Genomic DNA, 17,178 nt, shown 5'->3' on the forward strand with positions numbered 1-17,178 from the left:
GTGTCCCTGGTAGTCAGGAGGGCGGTACCGGCTGACGTGGAGCGGCTGGCTGAGGTCCACGTCAACTGCTGGCAGGAGACGTACCAAGGCATATTGTCCGATGGGTTCCTGGCCGCACAGGGTCCCGAAACCCGGCTGCCGCTCTGGCGCCACCTCCTGGAGACAGCGGAGCCTGCGGAAGCGTGGGTGGCCTGCGACGACGGCACGGTGGTGGGGTTCGCCGGCATTCGGCGCGCCCCCGACGGCGGATCGTCGCATGCATTTGCGGCACCATCATCCGGGGACCTGGAGCTGTGGGGACTGTACTTGTTGGCCTCGCACCAGGGGCTGGGCTTGGGACGCCGTCTCCTGGAGGCAGCATTGGGCGACAGCCCGGCAAGCCTGTGGGTGGCGGCTGAGAACGGGCGTGCCATCGGCTTCTACCGCCACTTCCGGTTCGCACCCGACGGCGCCGCGGACCTGATTCCGGACTGGGAAAACCTGCGTGAGATCAGGATGGTGCGGCCCAGGCAGGCTCCGCTTCTGTAACCGGCAGGCGTTCCCCGGGGCACTTTGCGGGGCCGGGTGGCCCGTTTTGCACTGCGTGCCCGGTTCTGCGTATCCTTGGTGGGCTAGGAATAGCAATTGGAGACGTGCCAGAGCGGCCGAATGGGCTTCACTGCTAATGAAGTGTGGGGCACAACTCCACCGGGGGTTCAAATCCCCCCGTCTCCGCGTTTGGCCCCGGTCCTGGACCGGGGCCTTTTGCGTACCTGGTGTGGTGCTGCCTTCCGGTTAGCAGACCGCTCCCCCGATCGGTTTGCCGCGAGTGTTCAGGTGCTCCTCAGGTACGTGGAGGTCGCCCTGCCGTCCAGCGTCCCGTCGGGGCTGCCATCGAGCCCGGCTGCCTTCGAGTCCGGGGTACGGATAGGTAGCTCCCGGGACGCCGTGCCGGTGGAATGATGAACGGATGGCAGCAAGCAATACGGTGGATGAGGCCGGCGGCACGAAGGCATGGAGCCCCCACCTGGCGCTCCTGGTGGCAGCCACCTTCTTTATGGAGTTCCTCGACGGCACCATCCTCACCACCGCTATCCCCAACATCGCAGCCGATTTCCGGGTTCCCGCCGCAGACGTGAACATCACGATGACGGCGTACCTGCTGACCGTTGCCATGGGCATCCCGCTCAGCGGCTGGCTGGCTGAACGGTTTGGCGCCCGCCGCATCTTTTGCCTGGCCATCGTGATTTTCACCGTTGCATCCCTAGGCTGTTCGCTGAGCCAAGACCTTTCTGCGCTCACCCTCAGCAGGATCGCTCAGGGGTTTGGCGGCGCCATGATGGTTCCGGTCGGAACCCTTCTGGTCCTGCGCGGAACGCCCAAGGCAGACCTGCTCCGCGCCACGGCGTTCCTGGTGTGGCCGGGCCTGCTGGCACCAGTCCTGGCACCGCTGGTGGGCGGGGCCCTGACCACTTACCTGTCCTGGCACTGGATCTTCCTGATCAACCTTCCGCTCGGTGCTGCGGCGTTGCTTGCCGCCCTGCGGCTGGTCCCGGCGGGCGCGGGGGATCACCGGCGACGGCTGGATTGGCCGGGGCTGTTCCTCACTGCGCTCGGCGTGGGCGCCCTGGTGGTCGGACTCGAACTGGCCAGCACCCACCCTGACGCTCCCTGGGCGGCCCTGAGTGCAGGATCGGGTGTGGTTGCTGTTACCTGTGCCGTGCTCTGGATGCGCCGCACCCGCAACCCCCTCTTTGACCTCCGAGTTTTCAGCACCCGCACGTTCAGGGCCATGGCCACGGGAGGGTTCGCCTACCGGCTGACCATCAGCTCCGTGCCATTCCTGCTGCCACTGATGTTCCAGGCCGGGTTCGGCTGGTCACCGCTGCACGCCGGCGCCATGGTGGCGGCCGTCTTCATCGGAAACATCGGCATCAAGCCGGCCACCACACCCCTGATCCGGCGGTTCGGCTTCAAGGCAATTCTCGTGTTCGCCTCCGTTGCCTCTGCGGCCACCTTTGCCCTCTGCGCCCTGCTCACGGCAGAGACCCCTGAGCCACTGACCTTCGCGCTGCTGGTCTGCAGCGGCGCCTTCCGCTCGATCGGTTTCTCGGCCTACGCGTCGGTTCAGTACGCGGACATCGCCCCGGCACAGCTCACCTCGGCCAACACTGTTTCTGCCACCCTGGTCCAGTTGGCCGCTGCTGCCGGCATCGCCGTCGGAGCCTTGCTGATCCGGCTGTTCGACGGACTCGGCACCTTCCCGGAAGACCCCGCGGGGCCCTTCCGCGGTGCGTTCCTCGCCATGGCGGTGCTGATGCTGGCGAGCACGGCCGACAGCCTGTTCCTGCCGCCGCACGCCGGTGCGGAAGTCAGCCAGCGCAAGGCCGGGCGGGTTTAGCCACCCGGCCTTGCGCTGGGCCGCCCTGAAGCCCGGCTTCCTCAGCTCGGCCGGGCCCTCAGGCAACCAACTGGCCGGCTGGCCAGTCGGCCGGGGCTCAGACGGCCTGGGCTCAGCCGGCCTGGGCAAGGACCAGCGGTAGGACAGGCCCGGCACCGGCCTGACGAAGGGTCCGCCCGGCTACCGTCAGGGTCCACCGGCTGTCTGTCAGGTCATCGATCAACATCACCGGCTGCCCCTGCACTTCGCCCAGCGCTGCTTCAAGCTCGGGACTGACCACGAGCCGGTCCCAGACCCCCGCCAGACGGTACGCGCTGTTGCCGCCACGGCCTCCGGTAGGACCGCCGTGGGCCAGCTGCAGCGCACCCAGGTAGGGAATGCGCCCGATCTCCGAGATTCCCCGGGCCAGGGAGCCCACCAGCTCCGGCTTGCTCCGCGACGGAATGCTCACTATCGCTGCAGGCCGGCCGGCTCCGCTCCAGCCAGGATTGCGGCCATCGCCGGTCCCCCACTCCCGCAGAACCTGCACGCAGGCCTGGAGCATGGCAGGATCCACGGGCCGGTCTTCAGCTCCGGCCGCAAACAGCCCGCGCAAAGCGCCACCCCAGCCAAGATCCGTAAGCCTGGCCAGGACACGCCCCTCGGCAAGGCCTTCCCCGGGCTTGAGCTTCCCCTTGACTGGGACTCCCAGCCGGTCCATGCCGCTGGGCCACTGCAGCCGGGCCTCCAGAACCCCGCCTGCCCTGCTGAGGGTCTGGCCGGCGGCTTCCGTAGCTTTTTCGGCGATGTCTGCCCGGAACCAGCGCCCGGCACAGTTGTCGCACCGGCCGCAGGCCCGGGCGGTTTCGTCGTCGAGGACGGAGGTGATGTATTCCATCCGGCACCCGGCGGTGTCCTGGTAAATAACCATGGAGTCCTGCTCGTCCACACGCGCCTCTGCGATCCGCCGGTACCGCTCGGCGTCGTAAATCCACGGCTGGCCGGTGGACCGCCATCCGCCTCCCACCCGTTCCACGGCGCCGTCAACGGACAGGACTTTCAACAGCAGTTCCAGCGGAGTGCGGCGGAGGTCAACACGCGCCTCCAGGGCTACCGTCGAGAGCGCACTGCCGGCTTCTCCCAGCGCGGTAAGGACGGCCGCCGCCTTCTCTTCCGACGGCATGGACGCGGTGGCGAAGTACTGCCAGATGTCGCGGTCCTCCGAGCCGGGAAGCAACAGGACGTCGGCGTTGGCGGCACCACGCCCGGCACGGCCCACCTGCTGGTAATAGGCCACCGGGGAAGACGGCGCCCCAAGGTGGACCACAAAGCCCAGGTCAGGTTTGTCGAAGCCCATCCCCAGGGCCGAGGTGGCCACCAGCGCCTTGACCTGATTGTCCTTCAGCAGCTGCTCGGCGCGTTCCCTGTCCGCTGGATCGGTGCGGCCGGTATAAGCCAGCACGTCATGCCCGGCTTCGGCGAGGAGCCGGGCGGTGTCCTCCGCCGCCGACACGGTCAAGGTGTAGATGATGCCGCTTCCTGGCAAATCAGCCAGATGCGTCAGGAGCCAGCCCAGGCGCTGCTTGGAATCCGGCAAGGACAGGACGCCCATTCGCAGGGAATCACGGCCCAGGGAACCGCGGATGGTGAGGACGCCGTCCCCAAGCTGCTCCTCGATGTCGTGCACCACCCGCGAGTTCGCCGTGGCGGTGGTTGCCAGCACCGGAACTGCATCCGGCAGCTGGGTGATCAGGTCCGCGATCCGCCGGTAGTCGGGGCGGAAGTCGTGGCCCCAGTCGGAGATGCAGTGGGCCTCGTCAATAACCAGCAGGCCGGTCCGCCGGATAAGCTCCGGCAGCTGGGTTTCCCGGAAGGCCGGGTTGGTGAGCCGCTCCGGTGAGACCAGCAGCACGTCCACCTGGTCCGTTGCAAGCTGCTCCCGCACGGTGTCCCACTCCAGCTGGTTGGCGGAGTTGATGGCAACGGCACGCACCCCGGCCCGGGCAGCGGCCGCCACTTGGTCCCGCATCAGGGCAAGCAGGGGCGAGACGATGAGCGTTGGCCCGGCACCGCGGCGCCGCAGCAGCAGGGAGGCAACAAAATAGACGGCCGACTTGCCCCAGCCGGTGCGCTGGACCACCAAAGCCCGCCTGCCGCCGTCTACCAGCGCTTCAATGGCTTCAAACTGCCCCTCGTGGAAGGCAGCCTCGGGGCGTCCCACGAGCTCGCGGAGCACCTCCAATGCCTGCTGGTGGGTTGCGGAAGCGGATGCAGGACCGGCGGATGGGGCTGCATCGCCGGGCGGAAGACTGTCAAAATTTGGGGCAGGGTCAGAAATTGCTGTGGCGTGCTGGTTATCGACCATTGATTCAGTATCCCAGCCGCCCCTGACACCAGGCACCGCAGGCAGCCCCGTATGTGGACAGAGCGGGAACATCGCGTCCCAGGGATCCGCCGTCATATACAGCGCTTCCCACTCTGTCCACCACAGCGACTTCCGCTGTCCACGTAAGATAAAGCCCGTGACTAGCGAACAGACAACGACTTTTGACCTTTCGGCATCCTTCAAGGCGTACGACGTACGCGGCATTGTGGGCGAATCGATTACGGCCGAAATCGTCGAAGCCGTGGGGGCCGCGTTCGTGGATATCCTGCAACTCCAGGGCCAGACCATCCTGGTGGGCGGCGACATGCGCCCCTCCTCCCCCGAGTTCAGCAAGGCCTTCGCCAGCGGCGCAACAGCACGCGGAGCCGACGTCGAACTCCTGGACCTCATTTCCACCGACGAGCTGTACTTTGCCTGCGGTTCCCTGAACCGTGCCGGGGCCACCTTCACCGCCAGCCACAACCCCGCCGGCTATAACGGCATCAAGATGTCCAAGGCCGGGGCGGTGCCCATTTCTTCCGAAACCGGCCTCAAGGACATCCAGGCCCTGGCCGAGCAGTACCTCAACACCGGCTCCATCCCGGCCGCCGAAAAGCGGGGCCAGATCAGCGTCCGCGATGTGCTCAAGGACTACTCCGAATACCTCCGCAAGCTGGTGGAACTTTCCGGTTCCCGTCCCTTGAAGGTGGTAGTGGACGCGGGCAACGGCATGGCCGGCCTCACCACCCCGGCAGTCCTGGGCGACGCCCTGCTCCCCAAGCTGCCCCTGGAGATCGTTCCCCTGTACTTCGAGCTGGACGGTTCCTTCCCCAACCACCCCGCCAACCCGCTTGAGCCGGAAAACCTCCGCGACCTGCAGGCGGCAGTGCTCCAGCACGGCGCTGACATCGGTCTGGCTTTCGACGGCGACGCTGACCGCTGCTTCGTCATCGACGAGAAGGGCGAGCCGGTCTCGCCGTCGGCCATCACCGGGATGGTGGCCCGTCGCGAGATCGCCCGTGCCAAGGCGCAGGGCGAAGCTACTCCCACGATCATCCACAACCTCCTCACCTCGCGTGCCGTGCCCGAGCTGGTGGAGAACGACGGCGGCCGCGCAGTACGCACGCGTGTCGGCCACTCCTTCATCAAGGCAGTCATGGCGGAGGAAGGAGCGGTGTTCGGCGGCGAGCACTCAGCGCACTTCTACTTCCGTGACTTCTGGAACGCGGACACGGGCATGCTCGCGGCAATGCACGTCCTTGCCGCCCTGGGCGAGCAGGACGGACCGCTTTCCGAGCTGGGCCGCGAGTACGAGCCCTACGTATCGTCGGGCGAGATCAACTCCGAAGTTGATGACAAGGCAGCGGCAGTTGAGCGGGTACGCCTCGCTTTCGCGGACGAAGACCTCACCATCGACGGGATGGACGGCAGCACGTTCACGGCCAACGACGGCAGCTACTGGTTCAACCTGCGCCCGTCCAACACCGAGCCTTTCCTCCGGCTTAATGCCGAGGCCACGGACCGCGCCACCATGGAACGGGTCCGCGACCGCGTATTGTCGATCGTCCGGGCGTAGTCCACGCATGGCTGAGGACACGGGATTGGACTCCGGAAGAGGTACCGGCGGGCAGGCGTCCTGGCGGGACTCCGTTCCGGAGAGCACGGCGACGGACCTTGAGAACCTTCTGGGTACGGGCATCAGCGCCGCGCAGGAACAGCTCCAGCGCAACGGCGGCTTCCTGCCCTTCGCCCTGACAGTCCAGAACGACGGCGAGGTACGCCTGGTCGCTGTTACCCCGGCGGATGCCGAGGAAGGCTCCGATGGTGACTTTGACGCCGATGCCATGATCAGCGACCTCACCGCCCTGCTGCGCCAGAACCGGGAAGACTTCCGGGCCGCCGCGGTGGTCTGCGACATTTTGCTGGTAGAAGAGGACTCGGACGCCATCCATGTGGCCACCGAGCACCGCGAGGGCCCGGTGTTCGCAGCCGTCCTGCCCTACTCGGCCGACGCCGCCACCCACACCTGGGAGTTCGGCGAACTTGCGGCGGACACCAGCGAGCCCGTCATCTGGGTGGACTAGACCGGCGCTCGGTCATGAAGATCAACGCTTTTGCTGATGTGAGCCTGCGGGCCCTGATGGTGCTTGCAGCCGTCCCTGTCGGCACCCTGCTCACCACGCAGAACATTGCCGACACCGTGGGAACGCCGTACAACCATGTCAGCAAGGCGATGGCGAAATTGCGTAACCTGGGGCTGATCGAGGTGGAGCGTGGCCGGACTGGCGGTTCCCGGCTGAGCCAGGCCGGCCGGATTGCCACTGTAGGGCAGATTCTCCGCCAGCTTGATACCCGGGCCGACGCAGCAGAGTGCGTTGCCCCCAGTGGCGACTGCCCGTTGATCAACGAGTGCAAGCTCCGGTCCGCCCTGTCGCGGGCCCGTGAGGCGTTTTACCGTGAGCTCGACGGCGTGATCATCGCCGATCTTCCTGCTTCCCGGCAGATGGCCCCGGTATTTGAAATGATCGGACTCCGGCCGGGGCTCTAGGAGCCTGCCGGGCGAGGACATTTGGCTCGCTTCCTAACAACAGGACCGACGACGGCCCCGCACCTTTCGCTGGAAAGGTGCGGGGCCGTCGTCGTACCAGGGAAGCTGTTAGCCCAGGCGGGACTTCAGGCTGGTGAGCTCCGCCTGCAGCGCGTCAGGCAGGGAGCCGCCGAAGTTGGCGAACCATTCCTCGATGGAGGCGAGTTCCTTGGACCATTCGGCGGGGTCAACCTTGACTGCTTCCTCCACCTGGGCGGGGGTCATGTCCAGGCCTTCGAGGTCTATCGCGTCGCCGGTGGGCACGAAACCGATGGGGGTCTCGACGGCTTCCGCTTTGCCCTCGAGGCGCTCGATTGCCCACTTGAGGACGCGGGCGTTGTCGCCAAACCCGGGCCAGGCGAAGCCGCCTTCGGAGTTACGGCGGAACCAGTTGACCAGGAAGATCTTGGGCAGCCGCTCGGGGTTGGCCTTGGCGGAGAGGTTGACCCAGTGGTTCAGGTAGTCGCCTGCGTCGTAGCCAATGAAGGGCAGCATTGCCATGGGGTCGCGGCGCACCACGCCCACTGCACCTGCTGCGGCTGCAGTAGTTTCCGAGGACAGGGTTGCACCCATAAAGATGCCGTTTGACCAGCTGCGGGCTTCGGTGACCAGCGGGATGGTGGTCTTGCGCCGGCCGCCGAACAGGATCGCGGAAAGCTCCACGCCGTTGGGGCTGTGGTACTCCTCGGCCAGCATGTCGATCTGGTCGATCGGCGTGCAGAAACGGGAGTTGGGATGTGCGGCAGGCTTGTCCGAATCCGGGGTCCAGGAGTTGCCCTGCCAGTCAGTAAGGTGCGAAGGCACCTCGTCCGTCATGCCCTCCCACCAAACACCGCCGTCGTCGGTCAGCGCCACGTTGGTGAAGATGCTGTTGCCCTTGGCGATGGCCCGCATTGCGTTGGGGTTGGTTCCCCAGCCCGTGCCCGGAGCAACACCGAAAAGGCCTGCTTCGGGGTTGACGGCGCGCAGTTCGCCTTCCTTGCCGAACCGCATCCAGGTGATGTCGTCGCCAAGGGTTTCCACCTTCCAGCCCTTGATGGTGGGATCAAGGAGGGCGAGGTTGGTCTTGCCGCAGGCGGACGGGAAGGCAGCGGAGACGTAGTACGTCTTCTGTTCGGGCGAGGTGAGCTTGAGGATCAGCATGTGCTCAGCCAGCCAGCCCTCGTCGCGTGCCATGACGGAGGCGATGCGCAGGGCGTAGCACTTCTTTCCCAGCAGCGCGTTTCCGCCGTAGCCCGAACCGAAGGACCAAATGGACCGCTCCTCGGGGAAGTGCACAATCCACTTGTCCGGGTTGCAGGGCCAGGGGACGTCAGCCTGGCCGGGTTCCAGCGGCGCGCCCAGGGAGTGCAGGGCGGGGACGTAGAACGCGTTCGTTTCGGTGATGCGGTTCAGGACGTCGGTGCCGATGCGGGCCATGATGCGCATCGAGGCGACAACGTACGCGCTGTCCGTGATTTCGACTCCGAACTTGGGGTCCTCGGCGTCGAGGTGGCCCATCACGAAGGGAATCACGTACATCGTCCGGCCGCGCATTGAGCCGGCGAACAGGCCGCGAAGCTTGCCCTTCATCTCTGCCGGCGCCATCCAGTTGTTGGTGAACCCGGCGTCATGCTCCTTTTCGGAGCAAATGAAGGTCTGCTCCTCCACGCGGGCCACGTCGGCCGGATCGGAGAACGCCGCGAACGAGTTGGGGAACAGTTCCTGGTTCAGTCGGGTGAGTGTTCCCGCCGCCACCAACTCGTCTGTGAGGCGCGCGTTCTCTTCTTCGGAGCCGTCAACCCAATAGATGCGGTCCGGCTGGGTAAGCTCAGCAACCTCTTCGACCCACGCCAGCAGACCGGCATGTGTGGTGGGTGCGTTGTCAAGCAGCGGCTTTTGCGCCAGATCGCCCATTTCGGTTCCCTTCCTCGGGTTCATCGGTGTGAGCTAAATGCTATGGTCCGGACCACTTGAGTTTTTTGGACGTATGCTGAGCATTCGGCGCCGTCAAAATGCGTTTCCGCGCGAAATCAAGGAATTTCAGGCTCAAATCGTACAATAAAGTGACGAAGGTCACCTATACCGGTCTAGTTGCGGAGATTACATGCCTTCCGATTTGGCATCGCGGCCAACCCTCGCGTAAAGTAATTCGAGGTTCAGGGAGAGCGGTTCTTCCCCCGGGACACAAGATGCGCCCATAGCTCAGCTGGATAGAGCGTCTGTCTACGGAACAGAAGGTCAGGGGTTCGAATCCCTTTGGGCGCACAGACAAGGTCCGCACCGGTTCGCCGGTGCGGACCTTTTGCGTTTTGTCGGCTGCTGCTCGGCACCGCGCCCCAGGATCAGCACCCGGCCGCCACCGAAAGTTACGCAATTGGCGGCTGCGGGCCTTCCCAATTCAGCCCCCGCCCTAGATCCCCGGCGTAGGCTTTCCCCATGATGCCTGAGGCAATTTCGCGTGAATTTGATGTTGTAGTGATCGGCGCAGGCGCGGTGGGGGAAAACGTAGCGGACCGGGTGGTCCAGGGCGGCCTTACCGCTGTCCTGGTGGAGGCGGAACTGGTAGGCGGCGAGTGCTCCTACTGGGCTTGCATGCCGTCAAAGGCCCTGCTCCGCCCCGGCACCGCCCTCCACGGCGCCCAGACCGCGCCCGGAGCCAAGGAAGCAGTGACGCGGACCCTTGACGCCGCAGCCGTCCTGAAGCGCCGGGACGCCCTAACGTCCAACTGGCAGGATGACGGCCAGGTCAAGTGGGTGGAGGACACCGGCATCGAATTGATCCGCGGCCACGCGTGGCTGACTGCGCCCAAGTCGGTCGAAGTCGCAGGGCTCGACGGCAACTCGTACCAGCTTCAGGCGCGTCACGCCGTGGTGCTGGCTACGGGCTCAACACCCAGCACTCCCCCTATTGAGGGGCTACAGGACGTGCAGGTGTGGGGCACGCGGGAGGCGACCTCAGCCAAGCAAGTGCCGCCACGGCTGGCAGTGCTGGGTGGCGGCGTAGCCGGGACAGAGCTGGCCCAGGCTTACGCACGGCTGGGCTCAACGGTAACGCTCGTGGCACGGAGCGGGCTGCTCGGGAACTTCCCGGCGGAAGCAGCCAAGCTGGTTGCGGCGGGGCTGCGGGCCGACGGCGTGGAGATCAGGCTCTACACTTCTGCGGAAAGCATCAGCGAGAACGACGACGGGACGCTGAGTCTGCAACTCGGCGACGGTTCCAGCGTGACTGCCGAAAAGGTCCTGGTGGCCACAGGGCGCCATCCGGCCCTGGAAGGCCTGGGGCTGGAGAGCCTGGGATTCGAACCGAATGGGAAAGGGCACCTCGCCCTTAACACGGACAATTCGGGGCTGGTGGATGGAGTTCCCGGTGGGGAACCCTGGCTCTATGCAGTAGGTGACGCCGCCGGAAAGAACCTGTTCACCCACCAGGGAAAGTACGAGGCCCGCGCTACCGGAGACGCCATCGCTGCCCGGGCCAAGGGGGAACTGGAAGGCGCAGCCAGGGACTGGAGCCGCTTCGCGCAGACTGCCAACGAGCATGCAGTGCCCAGCGTCGTCTTCACCGACCCGGAACTCGCCGCCGTCGGCCGCACCCTGAAAACTGCACAGCAGGACGGCTACAACGCTTCTTCCGTAGAACTGCCTATCCAAGTGGCAGGGTCCTCGCTGCACTCCGAGAATTACGAGGGGTGGGCGCAACTTGTCATAGACGAGGACCGCAAAGTTCTCCTCGGCGCGACGTTCGCCGGGCCGGATGTAGCGGAACTCCTGCACGCGGCCACCATCGCAATTGTGGGCGAAGTTCCGCTGGACAGGCTGTGGCATGCAGTCCCCTCTTATCCCACCATCAGCGAGGTTTGGCTGCGGCTCCTCGAGAAGTACGGGCTCTAGGAGTTATTTGAACTGACTGGTCAGTGTGATTAGACTGGGTGCTGAACACGTCCGCGAAAGGCCCCCTTGCTCCTCGCTCAGCAGCTCCACGTCCACGGCCGCCGGGACCCCCTGCTCCCGGCGACGTCCCTCCAAGCCAGCCGCGGGGAGCTGACCCTCGTTTCCGGGGAACGGCAGGACCATCGCACAGCACTGGCCCTGGTGATCAGCGGCAGGATGAAAGCCAGTGGGGGCTTCGCCAGCTGGGACGGCAGCCGCGGGATTAGACCGCTCCGCATGGCGAGCGCGCTGGTGGATGCCCCGGGCATTAATGAGCCCGAGCGGCACCTCAGCGTGCGCGATCTGGTGACGGAGGACCTGGCCCTGATCCCCCGCCGCTACCGGGGCGCCCTGCTCAGCAGTCCATGGCTCAAGGTGAACAGCTTTGAGGACATCGCGGCCCTGTGGACGGAGCAGCTCGATCCTTCGCGCCGGCTGGAACTCCTGACGGCGCTGGCGCTCGCCAACCCGCATACAGACTTGCTGGTGGTTGACTCCCCCGACCGGCACAGCGCCCGTTCAGGCAGCTGGCTGCCGCGCCTTGAGGAGCTGGCGTCCGACGCCGGCCGGCCGCTCGCAGTCATCGCCACGGTAGCTGCCCCGCCGCCGTCGTGGTCCGGGCCCGTCGTCGCGATTGGCAACTCGGTGCCCCGCGAGCTCCCACCCGAGTGCGAAACCGAGACGGAAAGCCACGCTCCTGCCCAGAAATTCGCACTCGAACCTGAGGATGCCAAGTGACCGTACTGCGGCTGGCCCGCTCCGAACTCAAGCGGATGACCGGTGGGCTGCTCCCGAAGCTGACCATCCTCGCGCTGACCATGGTCCCACTGCTGTACGGCGCCGTATACCTCTATGCCAACTGGGACCCGTACGGCAACCTGGACCAAATCGACGCCGCGCTGGTGATGGAGGACGCCGGCGCCACCACCAGCGACGGTTCGGAGCTCCAGGCGGGCAAGGAAGTAGCGGAGAGCCTGGTGGACGGCAATGTCTTCCACTGGATCCCCGTGACAGGCGGGCACGAAGCGGACGAGGGCGTCGCCAGCGGAAGGTACGCCTTCGCACTGAAAATACCGCAGGACTTTTCCGCCCACCTCGTATCCCCCGGCAGCTTCGATTCTGCCAGCCCAGCCATGCTCAACGTCACCACCAATGACGCCAACAACTACCTGCTGAGCACTATCGTGGACAAGCTGACCACCTCCGTGCACAGCACTATTGCCGCCGACGTCGGAGAAGAAACAGCCAACCAGCTGCTCACGGGCTTCGGCACCATCCACACGCAGATGGTCAAGGCAGCAGACGGCGCTGGCCAGCTCGCCGACGGCGTGGCCACACTCCGGGACGGAACTGGCACCCTTCACGACGGAACCGCCGGCCTGAGCAGCGGAGCTGATGGGCTTTACGCAGGCCAGCTCAAACTGCGCGACGGCGCCAACCAGCTGACCGATGGCGCCGGCCAGTTGAGCAGCGGGCTCTCCGTGCTGAAAGACAAGACGGCAACGTTGCCCGGCGACGCCCAGACACTGGCCGCTGGTGCCGCGCAAGTGGCCGCCGGAAACGCGCAGCTGAACACCAAGGTCCAGGACGTGGCCGCACAGCTGGAGGCAGCGGACCAGGGACTTCGCGCCCGCGTGGTGGAGTCAAACAACAGACTGATCGCTTCCGGAGTCCTTACCCCGGAGCAGGCGGACAGCATTCTGGCCGACTTCGACTTGATGGCCGCCTCCAACCCGGTGGCGGCAGCCAAAACGAAAATCCAGACGGACGTTGCACAGATCCAGCAGCTGGCAGACGGCGCCGAAGCCGTCAGCGTAGGTGCGGCACAACTGGCCGCCGGCACCCCCGCGCTGAAAGACGCCGTCACCCAGGCATCCGGAGGTGCGGACCAGCTCCACACCGGCGCGGCGAGGCTGGCCGCCGGCGAGCAGTCAGCAGTGGACGGCGCCAGCGCACTGGCGGAGGGAGCACACAAGCTCGACGCCGGTGCAGCGCAGCTCGAGGCAGGGGCCGGCTCGGCCGCAGATGGTTCCAGGACCCTTGCGGACGAGATCGGTAAGGGTGCAGGACAGGTGCCCAACCCGGACGACGCCCAGAAGAGCAACCTCTCCCGCGTTATCGCCGATCCCGTGGCCGTCAGCAACGTCTCCCAGGCGAAGGCGGGATCCTATGGGGCCGGGCTAGCACCATTTTTCCTGACCCTCGCCCTGTGGATCGGTATCTTTATGCTGATCCAGGCCATGCGGCCCCTCACCCAGCGCGCGCTGGCGTCCAACGCCCCCTCCTGGAAAATCGCCCTCGGCGGGTGGCTGCCCTTCCTGGCCGTCTCGGTGGTGCAGGCCACCCTCCTCACCCTGGTGGTCAACCTTGCATTGGGCCTCGACGCAGCCCATCCCATCCTGATGTGGCTCTTTATGCTGGCTGCGGCCATGGCCTTCAGCGCCATCATCCAGGGCGTCGTGGCGCTGCTGGGTTCCCCGGGCAAACTTGTGGTGCTGATCCTACTGGTCCTGCAGCTGGTGTCTTCTGGTGGTACTTTCCCCTGGCAGACCACGCCACAGCCCTTCCACGTGGTGCACGAGATCCTGCCCATGGGGTATGTGGTCACCGGAATGCGGCACCTCATTTACGGAGCCGACCTGTCGATGATCGTTCCAACCGTGCTGGGTCTTGTGGGGTACACAGCACTGGGACTGGTGATGTCCACCCTCGCCGTGCGCAAGGGCAAATACTGGACGCTCAAGACGCTGAAACCGGAGATAGCAGTATGAGCTCCCGGGATTCTGAGCCACGGAGGGAGGATCCGGAGCCGGTGAAAAAACTTCGCCCTGCCCGGACTACTGCTACCCGGCAGAAGCTCTTTGACGCCTCCATGGAGCTGATCGGTGAGCGCGGCACGGCCGGCGTGACCGTTGACGAGATCGCAGCTGCAGCGGGCGTCTCCAAAGGAACTGTCTACTACAACTTCGGCAGCAAATCGGACCTCATCGCCCAGCTGCTGCGCCATGGCGTGGATATCCTCAAGGCACGCCTGTTGGTGGACCAAGACGGAGCCTTGTCCGACGGCGGGGCACCAGGAAGCGGGTCCCGCCAAGACCCCTTGCTGGCAATGGAGGCGATGATCGGCCAGGCCATGGACTTCATGGCTGAGTACCCCTCCTTCGCCCGGCTCTGGGTCAGCGAGAACTGGCGTACGCCGAGCGAGTGGCAGGGGACGTTTACGCTCCTGCGTGCCGAACTCCTGGCGGTCATCGGCGACGCGGTGGAAAACGTCGCCAAGGCCTACCCGGTGGATCCGTCCGTTTCCCGCGGCAGCCTGGAAACAGCCATCTTTGGCGCTTGCTTCGTGGTGGGGCTTGACCGGCAGACCTACAACCCGGAGCGCACCCGTGACCAAAGTGTTGCAGCAATCATGGCCATCATGCGCGGCTACGTTCTGAAGCCGTCCCCTCCTCGGGGATGATGGTGAACATGCGTCACATGGGGAACAGCGGAAAGTTTGCGGTCATCGCCGGCCTTGTGGCTGCGGGGCTGCTGGTCCTGACGGGCATGACGCTGGCGGAGCCAGTGTTCCTCGCCTTCCTCGGCGTCATCGGTCTCGCCTACCTCGCCTGCATCATGGAAATACTCCGCCGCCGTCGTTTCTTTATGCTCGCCATCGCTGGCTTGTCCACGAGCCTGGCCCTAGCGGGATCGATCGCTTTCCTGAGTACCTGGGAACTGGCCTTCGCCGACCAGACGTCGCTGTTCGGCACCCCGCTGCCCACCTCGGACCCCGACAACTACTTCTTCCTTGCCGCGCTCTCCCTGCTGACGGCGCTGGCGGCACTGTTCACCGGCGCTGTGTGGCCCGGGCGCCGGCGCAGCGCTCAACAGTCCCGGGCTGCTGGCGTCAGGACTCCACCCCGCGGCAGCAGCAACGCCGTGAGGCGGACACCAGCCCGGCCAGCCAGCGCTTCGCAGCCGCGCACCCCGTCGGGTGGACGTGCCCAAGTGCGGCAGCCGACGTCGTCCGCCCGGCAAGCGCCCCGGAGACAAGGCACGGCGCAGCAAGGTGCTGCGGGGCAAGCTGGCATAAGCGAGGGCCCCGCGAGGCAGGGTGCGGGGCAGAACGCCGCCAGGCAAAGTGCTATGAAGCAGCCGGCGCGCCGTCCCGCACCGAGGAAATAGCCCGCCTTAATGGGACCGCGGCACCTTGAACTTCGTAATCCGTGCGTCCTGCCCGTCCAGCTCCGCCCACGACTTCTCCGTTTCGAGGACGGTGAGCGCGTTGGTGGGGTACCTCGTGGCGGCGTCCATGTAGGCGTCATGGTCGGAATCACGTGAGGCGAGGTGCATGGCCAGGTCCTGGACACCCGGCAGGTGAGCGATCAGCATCAACGTGGTCACCGTATCCGGCACATGGTTGACCACCGTCAGCATACGAAGGGCCGAGGCCGCGTATAGGCCGTCTTCGAGCTTTGGCGTGGGGGCTTTGTCGCCCAGTTCAGAACACACCCAAGTGCAGGTCTGGCGGGTCCGCAGTGCACTTGAGCACAGGATGAAGTCCGGAACAACGTTGTGCTTGAGCAGCCAGCGACCGGCAAGCGGCGCCTCCCGATGACCCCGCTCCTCGAGCGGCCGTTCATGATCCGCCACGCCACCGGGCCAATCGGCCTTGGCATGCCGCATGATCACAAGGCGTCGAAGATGGTGCTGGCTCATGGCCCAAGCCTAATGCCCGCCCACATTAGCCGCGGAGGCCGATGCTCGGAGGGCGGGCACGCAGGCGGCATATTCGGTTAGGTGGGCGCTGCAGCGCAGCGGGGCATCCTGAAAGCGCCGTTGTGCTGGGGCCACGCCGCGAGGGTTCCCTGGCCGAGCTTGCGAGGCGAGGGTGGCGGCGGGGCGGAACGAGCGCAGGCGCCGAAGGATGGCGCGCGAAAGCGGAAGCGCCCGCGCTGCACGGCGAAGTGTCGCCTGCGTGCCCCTGCGGCTAGATCGAGTATTCCGGAGCGGCCCAGACAACAACCTCCGGGTGCTCGTAGAACCGGTAGCCCTGGCCGCGGACGGTGCGGACGGTGTTGGCGAGGCGGCCGAGCTTGGAGCGGAGGCGGCGGATGTGGACATCGATGGTGCGCTCGTTGGGTACTTCTTCGGCGTTTCGCCACAGGCCTTCGAGCAGTTCGTCACGGCCCACGGTGCGGGTGCCGTTTTCCACGAGGTAGTTCAGGAGCTCGAACTCCTTGAAGGTCAGGTTCAGGGATTCCCCATCGAGGTGCACTTCGCGGCGGGCGAGGTCGATCAGGACGCCGGAGGGACGCGGTTCCTGGGGCTGCTGCGGCCGGGGGGTTTCGGTGCGCTGACGGGTGTTGACGGTAGGGTCACCGAAGGTGGAGCGGACGACGTCGAGGGCGGAGCCGGGCGTGCCGGCCGGGGCGACGGCGACAGCGGCGTAACTCTCGGCCCCGGTTACCAGGGACTGGGCGTAAGCGCGGATTTCCTGGGCGAGCTTGGCGATGGAAGTACCTGCGGCGGCCGCGGTTTCCTCATCGATTCCCATGTACAGAACGAATCCACGGGCAACGTTGTCATTGGCCACGGGGCGGACTGGGTTAGGCCCTGCCACTACAGGGGTGGGAGCTATGACGGGCGCGGACTCTGCCGGCGGGACGGCGCGGAGCTGGCCGTAGGAGTTGGGGTTGTAGCTCTGGGGGCCGTATCCCGAGCCGGGGAAGCTGCTTCCCGAAGTTGCGGGAGCAAGCGACGTGCGCGGTCCGAAGCCGGGGCGGAGGCCGGACGGCTGGCCACCCTTGGCGGCGTTACGGACAGAAATGTGGACGTATCCGGATGCAACTGACATAGATTGCTTACCTCAATGTGAATGGCCGTCATCGCGGCTCGAATGCTTTGGTTCCCCGCAATGGATTGGGGAGGGACGCCCGACGCTGGGCTGGGGGCGTATGCCTACGAACT

General features: G+C 65.9%; 14 protein-coding genes and 2 tRNA genes. 12 read left to right on the plus strand and 4 right to left on the minus strand.

Features of this window, described 5'->3' with window-relative positions; genetic code table 11:
- From CXQ88_RS05190 to CXQ88_RS05200, 3 genes are all read left to right on the plus strand, one after another.
- On the plus strand, positions 1–528 hold the full coding sequence (locus CXQ88_RS05190) for a GNAT family N-acetyltransferase (RefSeq protein WP_104043112.1): 528 nt from the start codon (positions 1–3) through the stop codon (positions 526–528).
- A 98-nt stretch (positions 529–626) separates the two neighbouring features.
- Positions 627–714 (plus strand) — tRNA-Ser (locus CXQ88_RS05195).
- 235 nt (positions 715–949) lie between these two features.
- Entirely contained in the window at positions 950–2,380 is a 1,431-nt protein-coding gene (locus CXQ88_RS05200; protein ID WP_104043113.1) for an MFS transporter, read from the plus strand.
- Between the two features lie 112 nt (positions 2,381–2,492).
- On the opposite strand, the gene CXQ88_RS05205 is transcribed toward CXQ88_RS05200, so the two are convergent.
- Positions 2,493–4,724 (minus strand): RecQ family ATP-dependent DNA helicase, encoded by a 2,232-nt coding sequence (locus CXQ88_RS05205; RefSeq protein WP_104043114.1) that lies wholly within the window; start codon positions 4,722–4,724, stop codon positions 2,493–2,495.
- A gap of 157 nt (positions 4,725–4,881) precedes the next feature.
- Between CXQ88_RS05205 and CXQ88_RS05210 the strand changes: the two genes are divergently transcribed.
- From CXQ88_RS05210 to CXQ88_RS05220, 3 genes are read left to right on the plus strand one after another with little or no spacing between them, the layout of a single operon-like run.
- Positions 4,882–6,300 carry a phosphomannomutase/phosphoglucomutase gene (locus CXQ88_RS05210; protein WP_104043115.1) on the plus strand — a complete coding sequence of 473 codons (1,419 nt, stop codon included), beginning with the start codon at positions 4,882–4,884 and terminating at the stop codon, positions 6,298–6,300.
- 7 nt (positions 6,301–6,307) lie between these two features.
- Positions 6,308–6,808, plus strand: coding sequence for a hypothetical protein (locus tag CXQ88_RS05215; protein ID WP_104043116.1), 501 nt, complete (start codon positions 6,308–6,310; stop codon positions 6,806–6,808).
- A gap of 14 nt (positions 6,809–6,822) precedes the next feature.
- Positions 6,823–7,272, plus strand: a complete 450-nt coding sequence (locus CXQ88_RS05220; protein ID WP_104043117.1) for an RrF2 family transcriptional regulator — start codon at positions 6,823–6,825, stop codon at positions 7,270–7,272.
- Positions 7,273–7,380: 108 nt separating this feature from the next.
- On the opposite strand, the gene CXQ88_RS05225 is transcribed toward CXQ88_RS05220, so the two are convergent.
- Complete coding sequence (locus tag CXQ88_RS05225) at positions 7,381–9,207, minus strand: phosphoenolpyruvate carboxykinase (GTP) (protein WP_104043118.1); 1,827 nt, start codon at positions 9,205–9,207, stop codon at positions 7,381–7,383.
- Positions 9,208–9,484: 277 nt separating this feature from the next.
- Here CXQ88_RS05225 and CXQ88_RS05230 point away from each other — a divergent pair.
- From CXQ88_RS05230 to CXQ88_RS05255, 6 genes are all read left to right on the plus strand, one after another.
- A tRNA-Arg gene (locus tag CXQ88_RS05230) sits at positions 9,485–9,558 on the plus strand.
- 171 nt (positions 9,559–9,729) lie between these two features.
- Positions 9,730–11,184 carry a dihydrolipoyl dehydrogenase family protein gene (locus CXQ88_RS05235; RefSeq protein WP_104043119.1) on the plus strand — a complete coding sequence of 485 codons (1,455 nt, stop codon included), beginning with the start codon at positions 9,730–9,732 and terminating at the stop codon, positions 11,182–11,184.
- A 66-nt stretch (positions 11,185–11,250) separates the two neighbouring features.
- Entirely contained in the window at positions 11,251–11,961 is a 711-nt protein-coding gene (locus CXQ88_RS05240; RefSeq protein ID WP_104043120.1) for an ABC transporter ATP-binding protein, read from the plus strand.
- Positions 11,958–13,994, plus strand: coding sequence for a YhgE/Pip domain-containing protein (locus CXQ88_RS05245; protein WP_104043121.1), 2,037 nt, complete (start codon positions 11,958–11,960; stop codon positions 13,992–13,994). Before CXQ88_RS05240 ends, CXQ88_RS05245 begins: the two co-directional genes overlap by 4 nt.
- A complete protein-coding gene (locus tag CXQ88_RS05250) occupies positions 13,991–14,686 on the plus strand; it encodes a TetR/AcrR family transcriptional regulator (protein ID WP_104043122.1) in 696 nt (231 codons plus the stop codon). Before CXQ88_RS05245 ends, CXQ88_RS05250 begins: the two co-directional genes overlap by 4 nt.
- A gap of 17 nt (positions 14,687–14,703) precedes the next feature.
- Positions 14,704–15,393, plus strand: a complete 690-nt coding sequence (locus CXQ88_RS05255; protein WP_258061692.1) for a hypothetical protein — start codon at positions 14,704–14,706, stop codon at positions 15,391–15,393.
- A gap of 6 nt (positions 15,394–15,399) precedes the next feature.
- Here CXQ88_RS05255 and CXQ88_RS05260 read toward each other — a convergent pair whose 3' ends face one another.
- Both CXQ88_RS05260 and CXQ88_RS05265 read right to left on the minus strand, forming a co-directional pair.
- Positions 15,400–15,927 (minus strand): SixA phosphatase family protein, encoded by a 528-nt coding sequence (locus tag CXQ88_RS05260; RefSeq protein ID WP_104043123.1) that lies wholly within the window; start codon positions 15,925–15,927, stop codon positions 15,400–15,402.
- A 271-nt stretch (positions 15,928–16,198) separates the two neighbouring features.
- Entirely contained in the window at positions 16,199–17,065 is an 867-nt protein-coding gene (locus CXQ88_RS05265) for a winged helix-turn-helix domain-containing protein (RefSeq protein ID WP_104043124.1), read from the minus strand.
- Positions 17,066–17,178 lie beyond the last annotated feature (113 nt).

This window comes from Arthrobacter sp. ZGTC412, assembly GCF_002929215.1.
GTDB lineage: Bacteria > Actinomycetota > Actinomycetes > Actinomycetales > Micrococcaceae > Arthrobacter.